This window comes from Cyanobium sp. ATX 6E8 (assembly GCF_024346335.1).
Classification (GTDB): Bacteria; Cyanobacteriota; Cyanobacteriia; order PCC-6307; family Cyanobiaceae; genus Cyanobium_A.
On the sequence record NZ_JAGQCT010000002.1, the window covers coordinates 179,019 to 193,781 of the forward strand.

Sequence of the window (14,763 nt, forward strand, 5' to 3'; positions counted from 1 at the left end):
GGTTTCTGCGATGCCCGTGCCCGCCCTGTTGAACGATCCGGTGCTTGGCCTTGGCCTGACGGCGTTTGCCCTGTTGCTGCTGGTCCTGCCCCTGGCATTCTGGTCGTTGAGTGGTGGCCGAAACAGTGGGCTGGTGCGGCTGCTGGTGGCGGCGGCCAACCTCTGCCTCACCGCCCAGCTGGTGCTGCGCTGGTGGGAGTCCGGCCACTTCCCAATCAGCAACCTCTACGAGTCGCTCTGCTTCCTGGCCTGGGGGTGCACCCTCACCCAGTTGCTGGTGGAACGCAGCTGGCCCTCACCGCTGGTGCCGGCAGCGGCCACGCCGATGGCCCTGGGGTGTGTGGCGTTCGCAAGCTTTGCCCTGCCCGATCGGCTGCAAGAAGCATCCCCCCTGGTGCCTGCGCTGCGCTCCAGCTGGCTGGTGATGCACGTCAGCGTGATCATGCTGAGCTACGCCGCTCTGCTGGTTGGTTCGCTCTTGTCCCTGGCCGTGCTGTTTACGGATCGTCACAACACCTTGGAGCTGCGCAGCAGCTCCATCGGCAGCGGTGGCTACCGCCAAGCCCAACTGGCCACGGCCATGGAAGGAGCGGGCAACGCTTCTCCACCACTCCAGCTCAGCAGCGTGGCCATGCCGATCGCTGAGCAACTCGATTCGCTCAGCTACCGCACCATCACCGTGGGCTTTCTTTTGCTCTCGGTGGGGTTGGTCAGTGGGGCGGTGTGGGCCAATGAGGCCTGGGGCAGCTGGTGGAGCTGGGACCCGAAGGAAACCTGGGCCCTGATCTGCTGGCTTGTCTATGCCGCCTACCTGCACACCCGCTTGATCCGGGGCTGGCAGGGCCGTAAGCCAGCCTTGGTGGCAGCCGCTGGCCTGGTGGTGATCGTGGTCTGCTACATCGGCGTCAACCTGCTTGGCATCGGCCTGCACAGCTACGGCTGGTTCTTCGAGAGCTGAGGCTTTTCGCGCGCGTTTCGCGTCGCAGCAAACCCTCGGAAAGCAGGACCCCAAGCCAGCAAAAAGCCCCCCTCGATGAGGGGGGCAGGGTTTGGTGAGCGGCGCTCGACGAATCCCAGCTGCTCAAGCCGCCACAGCCACGGGACGCTTGCTGTTGCGGATGCCGGTGATCGCTTCGGCGTAGTTGGGCTGGTTGAACACGCCCGATCCACTGACGATGGCGTTGGCTCCGGCCTCAATGACCTTCCAGGCGTTTTCTGCCTTGATGCCGCCATCCACCTCAATCCAGGGATCGAGACCGCGCTCATCGCACAGGCGGCGCAGATCACGAATCTTCTGCACCTGGTTGTCGATGAAGCTCTGACCTCCAAAACCAGGGTTGACGCTCATGATCAGCACGAGGTCGCACAGCTCAAGGCAGTACTCGAGGGTGTCGAGGGGTGTGCTGGGGTTCAGCACTGCACCGGCGAGCTTGCCTAGATCCTTGATTTGGGCCAGGTTGCGGTGCAGGTGGGGGCAGGCTTCGACCTGAACGGAGATGATGTCAGCCCCGGCTTTGGCGAAGTCGGCGACGTATTTCTCGGGCTCAACGATCATCAGGTGAACGTCGAGGGTTTTGCTGGTGACCGGACGCAGGGCTTCGACAATCAGGGGCCCAATGGTGATGTTGGGCACGAAACGGCCATCCATCACATCGATGTGGATCCAGTCGGCACCGGCCTGGTCGACGGCACGCACGTCATCACCGAGACGGGAGAAGTCGGCGGACAGAATCGACGGAGAGATCACCAGGGGCTTAGTGCTCATGCTGGGGTCACCGCAAGAAGAGTGGCGGGATTCTAAAGAGCGACGGTTTGGGCGTCCTGTGGAAGGGGCGGCTTTCACTGATACAGTTGCAGCCGCTTCATCTCCGAAAGGCCTAGCGGCAGCAGGACTCTGACCCCTTGTCCCGCCTGGCCAACGCCATTCCCTGAAGCCCATTCCCCTGCCGGATCACCGTGGATCGCACCCTCATCCAGGAAATTCTTGAGGTCGTTGAGCAAGCCGCCATCGCCTCCGCCGAACTGACCGGCTTGGGCAAAAAAGATGAGGCCGACGCTGCGGCTGTAGAAGCCATGCGCAAGCGCATGGGCCAGATCCAGATGCAAGGACGCATCGTGATCGGAGAAGGCGAGCGCGACGAGGCTCCCATGCTCTACATCGGTGAAGAGGTCGGCAGTGGCACCGGCCCCGGCGTGGATTTCGCCGTGGATCCCTGCGAAGGCACCAACCTTTGCGCCAACAGCCAGCGCGGCTCGATGGCCGTGCTCGCCGCCTCCGACCGCGGCGGTCTGTTCAACGCCCCCGACTTCTACATGAAGAAGCTGGCGGCCCCCCCGGCAGCCAAGGGCAAGGTGGACATCCGCAAGTCGGCCACCGAAAACATCAAGATCCTGAGCGAGTGCCTCGGCCTGGCCGCGAGCGAGCTCACCATCGTGGTGATGGATCGTGCTCGCCACAAAGACCTCATCGCCGAGATTCGCGCCACTGGCGCCCGCGTGCAGCCGATTTCCGACGGTGACGTGCAGGCCGCCATTGCCTGCGGTTTCGCCGGCACCGGTACCCACTGCCTGATGGGTATCGGCGCCGCCCCCGAGGGTGTGATCTCCGCCGCCGCCATGCGCGCCTTGGGCGGCCACTTCCAGGGTCAGCTGGTGTACGACCCCGCCATCGCCCAAACCTCCGAGTGGGCTGACTACACCAAGGAGGGCAACATCGCCCGCCTCAACGAGATGGGCATCACCGACGTCGACAAGATCTACGAGGCCGAGGAACTGGCCTCCGGTGAGAACGTGGTGTTCGCCGGCAGTGGCATCACCGATGGCCTGCTGTTCCACGGCGTGAAGTTCGAGAAGGACTGCACCCGCACCAGCTCACTGGTGATCAGCACCCTGGACAACACCGCCCGTTTCACCAACACCATCCACATCAAGGATGGGGCGAAGAGCATCGCGCTCAGCTGACTCCCCCGCCGCACGAGCAAACGAGCCAGCCTCCATGCACATCGCCGTTGTCGGCCTCAGTCATCGCACGGCTCCAGTAGAGATCCGGGAGCGCCTCAGCATCCCGGAACAGAGCATGGAGGCCTCGCTTCAACAGCTGCGGGCTGATGAGCAGGTGCTGGAGGCTTCGATCCTCAGCACCTGCAATCGCCTGGAGATTTACACCCTGCTCCGCCATCCGGATCAGGGGATTTCTGCGGTCGGATCCTTTCTCAGCAACATCTCCGGGTTGGCGGTCGAAGAGCTGTCACCCCACCTCTTCACCTACCACCACGAAGAGGCGATCGGTCACCTGCTGCGGGTTTCCGCCGGCCTCGACTCGCTGGTGCTTGGTGAGGGGCAGATCCTGTCCCAGGTGAAAAAGATGGTGCGCCTCGGGCAGGAGCACCGCTCCGTGGGGCCGATTCTCAACCGCCTGCTCAACCAGGCGGTGAGCACCGGCAAGCGGGTTCGCACCGAAACGAATCTGGGCACTGGTGCGGTCTCCATCAGCTCAGCAGCAGTGGAGCTGGCCCAGCTGAAAGTTGGGCAGGGTCGCGGTGTCGATGATTTGGTGCCCCTGGATCAAGAGCAGGTGGCAGTGGTGGGTGCGGGCCGCATGGCCCGCCTGCTGCTGCAGCACCTGCAGGCCAAGGGCTGCCGCGGAGTGGTGCTGCTCAACCGCACGGTCAGCAAGGCTGAACTGCTCGCTGCAGACTTTCCCACCCTGCCGGTGCAATGCCGTCCCTTGGGCGACCTCGACCATTGCCTCAGCACCTGTTCTCTGGTGTTCACCAGCACGGCCGCTGATACGCCGATCATCACGGCGGAGCGGCTCAGTGGCCTGAACCGGCGCTCCAGCCTGAAGTTGATTGACATCGGCGTGCCCCGCAATATCTCTGCAGACACGGATGGACTGCCAGGCGTGCAGTCCTACGACGTGGACGACCTGCAGGAGGTGGTGAACCGCAACCAGGAAGCCCGGCGAGAGATGGCCGCCGAAGCCCAGGGGCTGCTGGAGGAGGAAGCCAGGCTGTTCCTCGAGTGGTGGGATGGTCTGGAAGCCGTGCCCGTGGTCAACCGGCTGCGCCGACAACTCGAAGACATCCGCGAACAGGAGCTGCAGAAGGCCCTCAGCCGCATGGGCCCAGACCTCTCCGCCCGCGAACGAAAGGTGGTGGAGGCACTCAGCAAAGGCATCATCAACAAGATCCTGCACACCCCCGTCACAAATTTGCGGGCCCCCCAGCCCCGCCAGCAGCGCCACAGCGCCATGCGGATACTCGAAGAGCTGTTTGAGCTTCGCGAACAGCCTCCAGAGGCCTGATCACTGACTCGCCCGCTCTGCAACAGTTCGTGCTGGCGATCTTCGAAAGGGTCGCGCTGAGGCGGGCTTCTCCAGTACGGTCAGCGTCAAAAGACGCCGGCAACAAAGGTTATGAAACGTGTACTGGCAATCATTTTGGGAGGCGGTGCCGGCACACGTCTCTACCCGCTCACCAAAATGCGTGCCAAGCCAGCCGTGCCGCTGGCTGGCAAATATCGTTTGATTGATATTCCGATCAGCAACTGCATTAATTCCGATATCAACAAAATTTATGTTTTAACGCAGTTCAACAGTGCTTCGCTGAATCGTCACCTGACGATGAGCTACAACCTCTCAGCTGGATTTGGCCAGGGATTTGTTGAAGTCTTGGCGGCCCAGCAAACGCCTGAAAGCCCGAGTTGGTTTGAAGGCACGGCCGATGCCGTGCGCAAATACCAATGGTTGTTCCACGAGTGGGATGTGGATCACTACCTGATCCTTTCCGGTGACCAGCTCTACCGGATGGACTACAGCCGCTTTGTGCAGCATCACATCGACACCGGCGCCCAGCTGAGCGTGGGCGCCTTGCCTGTGGATCAGGCCCAGGCCGAAGGGTTTGGCCTGATGCGCACCACGGCCGATGGTCGCATCCAAGAATTTCGCGAAAAGCCGAAGGGGCAGGCCCTTGAAGCCATGCGGGTGGATACCCAGGCCCTGGGCCTCTCCCCCGAGGAAGCGGCCAAGCGCCCATACCTGGCCTCGATGGGGATCTATGTGTTCAGCCGGGAGACCCTGTTTGATCTGCTGACCAGCAACCCCTCCGCCACCGATTTCGGCAAGGAGATCATTCCAGCCTCCCTGGCCCGGGGCGACCGGCTCCAGAGCTACCTCTTCGACGACTATTGGGAGGACATCGGTACCATTGGCGCCTTCTATGAGGCGAATCTGGCCCTGACGGATCAACCGAACCCTGCCTTCTCCTTCTACGACGAGAAGTTTCCGATCTACACCCGTCCCCGCTATCTGCCCCCTAGCAAGATGCAGGACGCCCAGGTGACGGCCTCGATCATCGGAGAAGGATCCTTGCTCAAGGCCTGCAGCATTCACCACTGCGTCCTTGGTGTGCGCTCCCGAGTCGAAGATGAAGTGGTGCTCCAGGACACCCTGGTGATGGGTGCTGATTATTTCGAGTCTTCCGAAGAACGGTTGATGTTGCGAGAGCGCGGTGGAATTCCAATGGGCGTGGGCAAGGGCACGACAGTGAAGCGCGCGATTCTTGATAAGAATGTTCGCATCGGCAACAACGTCACCATCGTCAACAAGGACCACGTTGAGGAGGCCGATCGGCCTGAGCTCAATTTCTATATCCGCAACGGCATCGTGGTCGTGGTCAAAAATGGCACCATCGCCGATGGCACGGTGATCTGAAGCCCAGCGCAGATGGCCCTAGGCGTAAACCATGGCTCAGCCCGGTAGCGGCGCACGGGCAACGGTTGGCACCTCGGGCTTAAAGCCAGGAGTTGCTGACACGTTGCCACCAAGTTGTGACGGTTGCACGGGATGGCTGAGCTGCCTCGCCACACTAATGGCGAATGGTTTCAGTCTCAGCCATGGGTAAGGCACATTTCGGCCTGATTGGTCTTGGTGTGATGGGAGAAAATCTTGTGCTCAATGCGGAGCGCAATGGATACTCCTCCGTCGTTTACAACCGCACCTACGCCAAAACCGAGGAGTTCTTGGCTGGCCGTGGCGCCGGCAAGGACATCATCGGAGCAGCCACCCTTCAGGAGTTTGTGGCGAGCCTGGAGCGACCCCGGCGGATCCTGATGATGGTCAAAGCCGGTCAACCGGTGGACGACACCATCGCATCCATCTCTCCCTTCCTGGAGGAGGGCGATCTGCTGATCGACGGTGGCAACTCCCTCTATGCCGATACGGAACGGCGGGTGGCGGAGCTGGAGAGCAAGAGCTTTGGCTACATCGGCATGGGGGTGTCCGGCGGAGCCAAGGGAGCTCTCGAGGGGCCGAGCATGATGCCAGGTGGCACCAAGGCTGCCTACGACGCCATCGAGCCTTTGGTGCGCAAGATGGCCGCCCAGGTCAATGATGGCCCCTGTGTGGCCTACATCGGCCCGGGTGGTGCTGGCCACTTCGTCAAGACGGTGCACAACGGCATCGAATACGGCATCGAGCAGATCCTGGCCGAGGCCTACGACCTGATGAAGCGCGTGGCCGGTATGAACGGCGATCAGATGGCGGATGTGCTCGCCGGTTGGAACGACACCGAAGAGCTGGCCTCCTTCCTGGTGGAGATCACCGAGGTGTGCCTGCGCACCAAAGACCCCGACAGCGGCGCCGATCTGGTGGAAGCCATTGTGGATGCCGCTGGCCAAAAGGGCACTGGCCTCTGGACCGTGGTGAGTGCCCTGGAGATGGGCGTACCGGTCCCCACCATCTATGCGGCCCTCAACGCCCGGGTGCTGAGCTCGTTGCGCTCCGAACGGCTGACGGCAGGTGCACTGTTGCCCGCACCGGCGCCCCATACCTTTGCGCTCGGAACCCCCGGCGACGGCATGGCCCCCCTGCGGGATGCCTGCATCGCCGCCTGTATCGTCAGCTACGGCCAGGGCATGGCCCTGCTGCAGGAAGCCTCAAAGCTGCACAACTACAACCTCAACTTTTCGGCCATCGGTCAGATCTGGAAAGGGGGCTGCATCATTCGGGCACGGCTGTTGCAACGGATTCAGAACGCCTATGGCGCCAACCCCAGCCTGTCCAATCTGATGCTCGACCCCTGGTTTGCCGAGCAAATCAACCGCCGCCTCCCTGGCCTGCGTCAGGTGGTGGCTGGGGCCGCCCTGGCGGGCATCCCCGTTCCCTGCCTGAGCAGCACCCTCGACTACATCGACAGCTACCGCAGTGGCCGCCTGCCCCAGAACCTGGTTCAGGCGATGCGCGACTGCTTCGGCTCCCACACCTACGAGCGGGTCGATAAGCCCGGCAGCTTCCACACCGAATGGCTCGACTGATGCAGTCACACCCCCCCTCCTCCAGCAATTCCCCAACCCGCTATCGGCTGATCGTGGCCGAATCGGCCGAAGACCTTGCTCGGCAGACGGCCCAGTCGATCGCTTCGGCCTTGGATCTGGTGCTGGCGGAGAGGGATCGGGCCCAGATCGCCCTGGCTGGCGGTGAGACCCCGCGGGCCACCTACAGTCAACTTGGCCAACAACATCTGCCCTGGGATCGGGTGGATGTCTTGCTGGGTGATGAGCGCTGGGTGAGCAGCAGCGACCCTTCCAGCAACGCCCGCATGTTGCGGGAAACCCTGATGGCGGAAGCACCCGGCAGCCACGCCTGTCTTCATCCGGTGCCCACGGAGCTCAGCAGCCCGCAGGAGGGTGCTGAGGCCTATGCCGCCCAGGTGCAGCAACTGTGCGGGGGCACACCACCGGCCCTCGATCTGGTCTTGCTCGGGCTCGGTGACGATGGTCACACCGCCTCCCTGTTTCCAGGAACGGCCGCACCAACCGTCACGGATCGGGCGGTCACCTTGGGGGAGGGCAAGGGGCTGCCTCGCGTGACCCTCACCGCCCCCACGCTCTCGGCGGCGCGTCGGGTGCTTTTCTTGGTGAGTGGTGCTGGCAAGGTGCAGGCCTTGCAGCGCTTGCTGGATCCCTTGGAGTCGCCCGAGCGCACTCCAGCCAAGCTCGTTCAACCGGCTGATGAGGTGATGATCCTGGCCGATCGGGATGCAGCTGCAGGGCTGCAACGATGATCCCGATTGCAGCAGGCGACGGTTTCAGCGGCTGGCATGCCCTCAACGACACCGTGATGGGCGGACGCAGCCAGGGCGCCTGCCGCATCGGCCCCACGGGACTGGTGTTTGAAGGCACCTTGATTGCTGAGGGGGGTGGCTTCATCAGCTGCCGCTCGCCCCTGTTTTCACCGCCCTTGGATCTCTCCAGCTGCAGTGGCCTGGAGCTGGAGCTGGTGGGCGATGGACGCCGGTTCAAGCTGGCGGTGGCCTGTGCCGACGGCTTCGGCGGGCTCACCAATTTGATTCCTGGTGGCCTGCGTTGGGTGGTCGAATTCGGCACGGCAAACTCGGGAATGACGCTGGTGCGGATTCCCTTCGCCGACCTGACAGCCTCCGTGCGCGCCAAACCCGTCGGCCTACCAGTGCGTTTTGATGCGAGCCGGATCACGCGGCTGCAACTGCTGCATTCCCGTTTCGCCGATGATGGGGGGCTGAATGCAGGCTTTCGAGCCGGCCCGATCCACCTCGAACTGCACGCCATCCGTGGCTACCCCTGAGCTGGTCAACAGCAACCTGCAGCAGTTGGTGGCCGCCGCGGCCGACCTCTGCCGCAAACCGCTGCGGCATGCGGTGCTGCTGGTGGGTGAAGCGGAGAGCTGTGACGATTGCTGCCTGCGGCTGGAGGCACGCCATCCCGATGGCGAGCGTTGGCCCGATGGCGATCTGGAGCTGGAGATCTACCGCAGTGGTGGCGATCTCAACCTCACCTTGGCGTGGTGTCAGGGGCCTGATCGCCCACTGTTGTGGCAGGGGAGCCATCCGGTGTGGATGGAGGCTGAATCGGGTCTGCGCTGCGAGCGGCCTGCAGATGGTGCGCCCCTGGAGGCCCTGGCGAGGCGGCTCAGGGCCCTGTTGATTCCCGTCGACTGATGGTCAGGGTTGATCGGTGACGGCCCCCAGGCTGCTGGAGCTCACCTGACGGGCGTATTTGCCCAGCACTCCCGTTTTGTAGCGGGGTGCGGGCCTGGTCCAGGCCGCGCGGCGCTGAGCGATCTCATCGTCGCTGACATTGAGCTGGATCAGCAGCTGGTTGGCGTCCACGGTGATGCTGTCGCTCTCGTGCACCAAGCCGATGGTGCCACCCACGGCGGCCTCGGGGGCCACGTGGCCCACCACCAGGCCGAAGGAGCCACCGGAAAAACGACCATCGGTGATCAGGGCCACCGAATCCAGCATCCCCTGGCCCACGATCGCGGCGGTGGGGCTCAGCATCTCGCGCATGCCCGGTCCTCCAACGGGACCCTCCTGGCGCACCACGACCACATCACCGGGTTGGATCTGCTTGTCGAGGATCGCGGCCAGACAGGATTCCTCGCTTTCAAACACCCGGGCCGGGCCAGTGATTACCGGATTCTTGACGCCGCTGATCTTGGCCACAGCACCTTCTTCGGCCAGGTTGCCCTTGAGAATCGCCAGGTGCCCCTTGGCATAGAGCGGATTGCTGAGGGGGCGGATCACGTCCTGCCCTGCGGGCGGCGCAGAGGGCACCTCAGCGAGCACCTCCTTGAGGGTCTTGCCCTCGATGGTCTTGCAGTCGCCGTGGAGCAGACCGGCATCGAGCAGCAGCTTCATGACCTGGGGGATGCCGCCGGCCTGGTGCAGCTCAACGGTCACGTAACGGCCACTGGGCTTGAGGTCGCAGATCACCGGCACCCGCTGGCGGATGGTCTCGAAGTCGTCGATCGAGAGATCGACCCCGGCGGTGCGGGCCACGGCCAGCAGGTGGAGCACCGAGTTGGTCGATCCACCCACCGCCATGATCACGCTGATGGCGTTCTCAAAGGCTTCGCGGGTGAGCAGATCGCGGGGACAGATGTTGGCTTTGATTGCTTCGACCAGCACCTCGGCGCTGCGGGCGGCGCTATCGGCCTTTTCGGGATCCTCGGCCGCCATGGTGGAGCTGTACGGCAGGCTCAGACCCAGCACCTCAAAGGCGGCGCTCATCGTGTTGGCGGTAAACATGCCGCCGCAGCTGCCGGCGCCCGGACAGGCGTTCTTCTCGATCGCCGTGAGCTCCTGCTCGTCAATGCGGCCGCCGCTGTATTGGCCCACCGCCTCAAAGGCGCTCACCACGGTGAGATCGCAGGCGCCGAGTTTGCCGGGCTTGATCGTGCCGCCATACACAAAAATGGAAGGAATGTTCATGCGGGCCATGGCCAACATGGCGCCGGGCATGTTTTTGTCGCAGCCACCGATCGCCAGCAGAGCATCCATGCTCTGGCCGTTGCAGGCCGTTTCAATCGAATCAGCGATCACCTCCCGGCTTACCAGGGAATACTTCATCCCCTCGGTGCCCATCGAAATGCCGTCGCTCACCGTGATGGTGCCGAACAGTTGGGGCATCGCCCCGGCCGCATGGGCAGCCGCTTCCGCCCGTTGGGCCAGCTCGTTCAAGCCGAGGTTGCACGGCGTGATCGTGCTGTAACCGTTGGCAATGCCGATGATCGGTTTGCTGAAATCGCCGTCACCGAAGCCAACAGCCCGCAGCATGGCGCGGTTGGGGGAGCGCTGGATCCCCTGGGTAATCGCGGCGGAGCGAAGCATGGGCGGCTGCGGTGTCTCTGATGGAAAACCTACCCACCGGCCCTGAGCCGCCAGTGGCCTCAGCCTTGGGTGTTCATGGATTCCAGCTGACGGCGCACATCGTCGATGGCCTGGTTGAGCTCGTGCACGCGATCGTGCAGGTCGCGCTCGTGCGGCTCGCTCGGCGTGCCTGTGCCAACTTCGGCGGACACCGGGGTCCGCAGGGCTGAGAGCCGTAGGGAACGTGGCTGGCGAGGCTGTTGGCGGCGCCGTTCAGCCTCCGACAGCAACCACCAGGCCAAACCAGCGGCACCGATCACGGCCCCGGCCATGACGCTGAGGGCCGATCCGCCGCCCCCTTGGGTGGAACAGCCGTTGCGATCGCCCATTGCTGACAGTTGCTCTCTTACCAGCCTAGGCATGGGCTGGGCTGGATTCCATCACGGGGTGGCAACCACCGTGCCGCCAAAGAGGCGCTCGGCCACCGGGCCGATACCGGGCACGATCTGACCCGGTTCATTGAGATCTGGATCGATCCCCGCCGTGTACAAGGTGAGGGCGCCATGGCGTTCTCCCACCGCCTTGAGACCGGGACCCGAAGCCAGCGCGGTTACCACCCGCAGCCGATCGCCGCTTACGCCGAGGGTGGCCAATTGATCGAGCAGCTGGATTAACGACGTCCCGTCAGCCAGTTCAGCTGTGAACACCAGCACTCCACAGCGGGATTCAATCGGGCCATCCAAACCGGTCAGGACTCCGCCGTGGTCCCACAGGTGCCGCACTTGGGCCGCAGGAATCACGGTTTGGGCGCCCTGCCAGAGGCCTAGGCCCGCCGTGAGATGGGGCAGGGCCAGCAAGGGAATCGCCGGATCAACCAGATCGGCCTCACACGGACCGAGGTGGGTATCGAGCACCAGGCGCCGGTGGGGTAACCAATCGCGCAGGGCCTCATAGGTGAGCCATCGCCCGAGCTCAGCGGTGGCCGTGACGTAAAGAGCAGGGGGGGTGTGGCGATCCCGCAGCACGCCCAGCCAGTGGGCGATCAGGGGGTGGGGCGGGACTACAACCCGCAAGGCCATCGCCATGGTTGACATAACTTGATGGCTCACCGTAAGTGCGCGCCCATGGGCTCCCATTCCTCCAGAACTGAGAGCCGTTGGTCCCGATGGGTTGTGGCGTGCCTGACGCTGGTGCTGGTGTGGAGCTTGGGGGTGGCGCCGGCCTCGGCCATTACGGCTCCGGAGCTGCGTAGCCAGCGTTCACTTCAGGATCTCCAGCCCGATATGCACGGCCGCAACCTGCAGCAGCAGGAATTTCTCAAAGCGTCGCTGGCGGGTTTTGATCTGAGCGCGGCAGATCTGCGGGGTGCGGTGTTCAACAGCAGCGACCTGCAGGGCGCCGATCTGCGGGAGGCCAACCTGGAGGACGCGGTGGCCTTTTCCAGCCATTTCGAAGATGCGGACCTGCGCGGGGCCCTGTTTCGCAACGCCATGCTGATGCAGAGCCACTTCAAGGGCGCCAACATTGAAGGTGCCGACTTCACTGATGCGGTTCTGGATTTGCCGGAACAGAAGGCACTGTGCAAACGCGCCGCTGGGGTCAACCCGGTGACGGGGGTGGAGACCCGGGACAGCCTGGCGTGCCGGTAGGGCTTCAGCCGGATACCATTAGCGCTCCGGTTCCGGTGGGGAACAGCCACCGGAGGTAAGGGGGAAAGTCCGGTGCAAATCCGGCGCTGTCCCGCAGCTGTGAAGGCGCGCTTTTGATCGATCCGTCCCCTCCCGGGAACTGGTCTCGACCAGCCGCCCAGTCAGAACGCCCGCCGGTGTTGATTGATCTACGGCGCGGACCGGCCCCATGACACCTCTGGATTTGCATCGTTTCGGCTCGCCCCAGGCCGCACAGGCATTGGGCCTCGGCCTGCTGGCGTCCCTGCTCCTGATCCCCTTCTGGAGCGCAGCTCCGGCGTTGGCTCACCACGTCGCCGATCTCAGCGCGATGCAGCCGACTGTGCTGAACGGGATCTTGAGCGGTCTGGCCCACCCGGTGTTGGGGCCAGACCACCTGCTCTTCCTGCTCGCGCTCTCCCTGGTGGGACTGCAGCGCCGCCTGCGCTGGGCCCTGGGCCTGCTGGTGGTGGGTCTGCTGGGCAGTGCCTCCGGTCTCATCTGGCCTGGCTTGCCCGGGGCCGAGATCCTCGTGGCAACCACCCTCGTTGTGGAGGCTTTGGTGTTGCTGCGTCGCCTGCCAGCCCTGACGCTGTTGCCTGCGATGGCCCTGCACGGCTACGTGCTGAGCGGCCCGGTGTTCGGCTGGAGCACCATGCCGCTCACGGCCTACGGCTTTGGATTGCTGCTCTCCCAGGCAGCTCTGTTGGTGATGTCTCTCGTGGTGCTGCGGCCTGCCGTGTCTCGCCTCTCCCCCACCGCCCTGCGCTGGCTGGCCTTGGCCCTGATCGGCTGCGGCGGCACCTGGGCCTTGGCCGGGCTGGCGGCCTGAGATGGCCAACCCAAGCGGACGCCTGCCGGTCACCGTGGTGACCGGTTTTCTGGGTGCCGGCAAAACAACCTTGTTGCGGCATTTGTTGCTGCACAGCGGTCAAAGGCTGGCTGTGCTGGTCAACGAATTCGGTGAGGTCGGCATCGATGGGGCCCTGCTGCGCAGCTGTGGGTTCTGCCCCGACGACGACGTAGACAGTCGGCTGATTGAGCTGGCCAATGGCTGCCTCTGCTGCACCGTGCAGGAAGACTTCCTCCCCACCATGGAGCGGCTTCTGGAGCGAACCGACAACCTCGATGGAATCGTGGTCGAGACCAGTGGTCTGGCCCTGCCCGAGCCCTTGATTGCCGCCCTGCACTGGCCCGAGATCCGCACGCGGATCCGCCTCCATGGGGTGGTGGCCATGGTTGATGGTGAGGCATTGGCCGCCGGCAGCGTGGTGGCCGATCCTGCGGCCCTCGAGGCGCAGCGCCTGGCCGACCCCAGCCTTGACCACGCCTCAGCCATTGATGCGTTGTTTGCGGAGCAGCTGGAGGCGGCTGATCTGGTGCTGATGAGCCGTGCCGATTGCCTCGCCTCAGAGGCCATGGAGGCCGTGCATCAGCGCCTCAAGCCCCTGCTCCGGCCAGGGGCCGTTGTGCTTCCGGTTGCCCGCGGAAACGTCGATCCTGAGCTCGTCCTGGGCCTGGAACGCCGGGCCAGCAACGATCGCTCTGATGATCACGAAGGCCACCACGATGCGCATGCCCACCACGACCATGAGCACCACGACCATGAGCACCACGATCACAGCCATGTAGCGATCGAAGCGCTGGCCCTGGATCTTCCAGGTGCGTTTGGGCGCCAGGCTTTGGAGCAACAGCTGGCGCAGCTGCTGCGCCAAAGCGCAGTGATCCGCCTCAAGGGACGGCTTTGGCTGCCGGGTAAGGCCCGTCCCCTGCAGATTCAGGCAGTGGGCCCCCGCCTGGAGTGCTGGTTTGACGCGGGGGGCGCTGCCCCAACTGACGCCGACACTCATAGCCCTGGGCTTGAGCTGGTGGTGCTGGGATTTCAACTCGACCAGGGGGCGATCGAAGCCTCCCTGCAGCAGGCCAACCAGCTCAATACCAGGGCCGCTTAGTCGAGGGGAATGTCACCCTGGGCGCAGACGCCGTTCCAGCAGAGGGCCGGGCCAGCGATCCAGGAGGTTTCCACGGCGATCCAGTTGCCGCCACTCGATCCACGCTGGTGGCCGCGAATTGGGTTCTGCATGCGCACCGTGCCCGAGCCGTCGTGGCGGAAGCCAATGCGGCGCTTGCCCACCACAAGGGTCCAGCGCGCTCCAAGCTCCTCCACCTCCATGGCGCAGCCCTGCCATGGCCCATCCCCAACCCTGCAGCGAAGCGGCACGGCAGAGGCACTTCTCGGCTTGTGGGCCCGGCCATGGTGGCCGCGGGCTTAAACAGGCCCCCCAAGGCCGCAACAGCAACCCACAGCGCCACCTGTCCAGGCGCTGACAGGCAGCGATGCAGGCAGCGCGGAGATGGGTTGTTAAACCGGGACACGGCCGGACGACAGGGGGGCTGCCTTCAAGCTGATCAGCGGCGCGGGTGAAGGTCCACCGGGCTGCCAAGATTTAACAAACCTCCAGCTCCTC

Annotated in this window: 16 protein-coding genes and 1 riboswitch; of the genes, 11 read left to right on the forward strand and 5 right to left on the reverse strand. The window is 64.1% G+C overall.

The annotated features are described in order from the left end of the window. Window positions 1–10: 10 nt before the first annotated feature. On the forward strand, window positions 11–958 hold the full coding sequence (gene ccsB / locus KBY70_RS02990; RefSeq protein ID WP_254987323.1) for a c-type cytochrome biogenesis protein CcsB: 948 nt from the start codon (window positions 11–13) through the stop codon (window positions 956–958). 123 nt (window positions 959–1,081) lie between these two features. On the opposite strand, the gene rpe is transcribed toward ccsB, so the two are convergent. After that, on the reverse strand, window positions 1,082–1,765 hold the full coding sequence (gene rpe, locus KBY70_RS02995) for a ribulose-phosphate 3-epimerase (RefSeq protein ID WP_254987324.1): 684 nt from the start codon (window positions 1,763–1,765) through the stop codon (window positions 1,082–1,084). Window positions 1,766–1,980: 215 nt separating this feature from the next. On the opposite strand from rpe, the gene glpX reads away from it, so the two are divergent. The 7 genes from glpX to KBY70_RS03030 all read left to right on the forward strand — a co-directional run bounded on the left by glpX (window position 1,981) and on the right by KBY70_RS03030 (window position 8,975). After that, a complete protein-coding gene (gene glpX / locus KBY70_RS03000) occupies window positions 1,981–2,961 on the forward strand; it encodes a class II fructose-bisphosphatase (RefSeq protein WP_254987402.1) in 981 nt (326 codons plus the stop codon). 34 nt (window positions 2,962–2,995) lie between these two features. Beyond that, window positions 2,996–4,306 (forward strand): glutamyl-tRNA reductase, encoded by a 1,311-nt coding sequence (locus KBY70_RS03005; protein WP_254987325.1) that lies wholly within the window; start codon window positions 2,996–2,998, stop codon window positions 4,304–4,306. A 111-nt stretch (window positions 4,307–4,417) separates the two neighbouring features. Beyond that, window positions 4,418–5,713: a glucose-1-phosphate adenylyltransferase gene (locus tag KBY70_RS03010; protein WP_254987326.1), complete on the forward strand. Its 1,296-nt coding sequence runs from the start codon at window positions 4,418–4,420 to the stop codon at window positions 5,711–5,713. Between the two features lie 182 nt (window positions 5,714–5,895). Further along, complete coding sequence (gndA, locus tag KBY70_RS03015; protein WP_254987327.1) at window positions 5,896–7,314, forward strand: NADP-dependent phosphogluconate dehydrogenase; 1,419 nt, start codon at window positions 5,896–5,898, stop codon at window positions 7,312–7,314. After that, window positions 7,314–8,063, forward strand: coding sequence for a 6-phosphogluconolactonase (gene pgl / locus KBY70_RS03020; RefSeq protein ID WP_254987328.1), 750 nt, complete (start codon window positions 7,314–7,316; stop codon window positions 8,061–8,063). The genes gndA and pgl overlap by 1 nt, the downstream gene beginning before the upstream one ends. Next, entirely contained in the window at window positions 8,060–8,602 is a 543-nt protein-coding gene (locus KBY70_RS03025) for a CIA30 family protein (RefSeq protein WP_254987329.1), read from the forward strand. Before pgl ends, KBY70_RS03025 begins: the two co-directional genes overlap by 4 nt. Then, window positions 8,589–8,975: a hypothetical protein gene (locus KBY70_RS03030; RefSeq protein ID WP_254987330.1), complete on the forward strand. Its 387-nt coding sequence runs from the start codon at window positions 8,589–8,591 to the stop codon at window positions 8,973–8,975. Before KBY70_RS03025 ends, KBY70_RS03030 begins: the two co-directional genes overlap by 14 nt. A 3-nt stretch (window positions 8,976–8,978) precedes the next feature. Here KBY70_RS03030 and ilvD read toward each other — a convergent pair whose 3' ends face one another. Genes ilvD through KBY70_RS03045 form a run of 3 tightly spaced genes read right to left on the reverse strand, consistent with a single transcriptional unit; the run spans window position 8,979 to window position 11,713 of the window. Further along, on the reverse strand, window positions 8,979–10,649 hold the full coding sequence (ilvD, locus tag KBY70_RS03035; RefSeq protein ID WP_254987331.1) for a dihydroxy-acid dehydratase: 1,671 nt from the start codon (window positions 10,647–10,649) through the stop codon (window positions 8,979–8,981). A 59-nt stretch (window positions 10,650–10,708) separates the two neighbouring features. After that, on the reverse strand, window positions 10,709–11,017 hold the full coding sequence (locus KBY70_RS03040; RefSeq protein WP_254987332.1) for a hypothetical protein: 309 nt from the start codon (window positions 11,015–11,017) through the stop codon (window positions 10,709–10,711). A gap of 51 nt (window positions 11,018–11,068) precedes the next feature. After that, on the reverse strand, window positions 11,069–11,713 hold the full coding sequence (locus KBY70_RS03045; protein ID WP_094559610.1) for a uracil phosphoribosyltransferase: 645 nt from the start codon (window positions 11,711–11,713) through the stop codon (window positions 11,069–11,071). A 39-nt stretch (window positions 11,714–11,752) separates the two neighbouring features. Here KBY70_RS03045 and KBY70_RS03050 point away from each other — a divergent pair, with 39 nt between their 5' ends. From KBY70_RS03050 to cobW, 3 genes are all read left to right on the forward strand, one after another. Then, window positions 11,753–12,277, forward strand: a complete 525-nt coding sequence (locus KBY70_RS03050) for a pentapeptide repeat-containing protein (RefSeq protein WP_094559611.1) — start codon at window positions 11,753–11,755, stop codon at window positions 12,275–12,277. 10 nt (window positions 12,278–12,287) lie between these two features. Beyond that, a riboswitch (cobalamin riboswitch) is annotated at window positions 12,288–12,470 on the forward strand. A gap of 15 nt (window positions 12,471–12,485) precedes the next feature. Then, window positions 12,486–13,127, forward strand: a complete 642-nt coding sequence (locus KBY70_RS03055) for a HupE/UreJ family protein (protein ID WP_254987333.1) — start codon at window positions 12,486–12,488, stop codon at window positions 13,125–13,127. 1 nt (window position 13,128) lies between these two features. After that, entirely contained in the window at window positions 13,129–14,247 is a 1,119-nt protein-coding gene (cobW, locus tag KBY70_RS03060) for a cobalamin biosynthesis protein CobW (RefSeq protein WP_254987334.1), read from the forward strand. Here the strand turns inward: cobW and KBY70_RS03065 are convergent. Next, a complete protein-coding gene (locus tag KBY70_RS03065) occupies window positions 14,244–14,516 on the reverse strand; it encodes a hypothetical protein (RefSeq protein ID WP_254987335.1) in 273 nt (90 codons plus the stop codon). The genes cobW and KBY70_RS03065 overlap by 4 nt on opposite strands. Between the last annotated feature and the right edge of the window lie 247 nt (window positions 14,517–14,763).

Coding starts and splice junctions, on each gene's coding strand:
- KBY70_RS03045 (WP_094559610.1), bottom strand. CDS start 11,713: ATGGCGATGGCCTTGCGGGTTGTAGTCCCGCCCCACCCCCTGATCGCC.
- ilvD (WP_254987331.1), bottom strand. CDS start 10,649: ATGCTTCGCTCCGCCGCGATTACCCAGGGGATCCAGCGCTCCCCCAAC.
- ccsB (WP_254987323.1), top strand. CDS start 11: ATGCCCGTGCCCGCCCTGTTGAACGATCCGGTGCTTGGCCTTGGCCTG.
- gndA (WP_254987327.1), top strand. CDS start 5,896: ATGGGTAAGGCACATTTCGGCCTGATTGGTCTTGGTGTGATGGGAGAA.
- KBY70_RS03050 (WP_094559611.1), top strand. CDS start 11,753: ATGGGCTCCCATTCCTCCAGAACTGAGAGCCGTTGGTCCCGATGGGTT.
- KBY70_RS03010 (WP_254987326.1), top strand. CDS start 4,418: ATGAAACGTGTACTGGCAATCATTTTGGGAGGCGGTGCCGGCACACGT.
- KBY70_RS03005 (WP_254987325.1), top strand. CDS start 2,996: ATGCACATCGCCGTTGTCGGCCTCAGTCATCGCACGGCTCCAGTAGAG.
- KBY70_RS03040 (WP_254987332.1), bottom strand. CDS start 11,017: ATGGGCGATCGCAACGGCTGTTCCACCCAAGGGGGCGGCGGATCGGCC.
- cobW (WP_254987334.1), top strand. CDS start 13,129: ATGGCCAACCCAAGCGGACGCCTGCCGGTCACCGTGGTGACCGGTTTT.
- KBY70_RS03055 (WP_254987333.1), top strand. CDS start 12,486: ATGACACCTCTGGATTTGCATCGTTTCGGCTCGCCCCAGGCCGCACAG.
- rpe (WP_254987324.1), bottom strand. CDS start 1,765: ATGAGCACTAAGCCCCTGGTGATCTCTCCGTCGATTCTGTCCGCCGAC.
- pgl (WP_254987328.1), top strand. CDS start 7,314: ATGCAGTCACACCCCCCCTCCTCCAGCAATTCCCCAACCCGCTATCGG.
- KBY70_RS03025 (WP_254987329.1), top strand. CDS start 8,060: ATGATCCCGATTGCAGCAGGCGACGGTTTCAGCGGCTGGCATGCCCTC.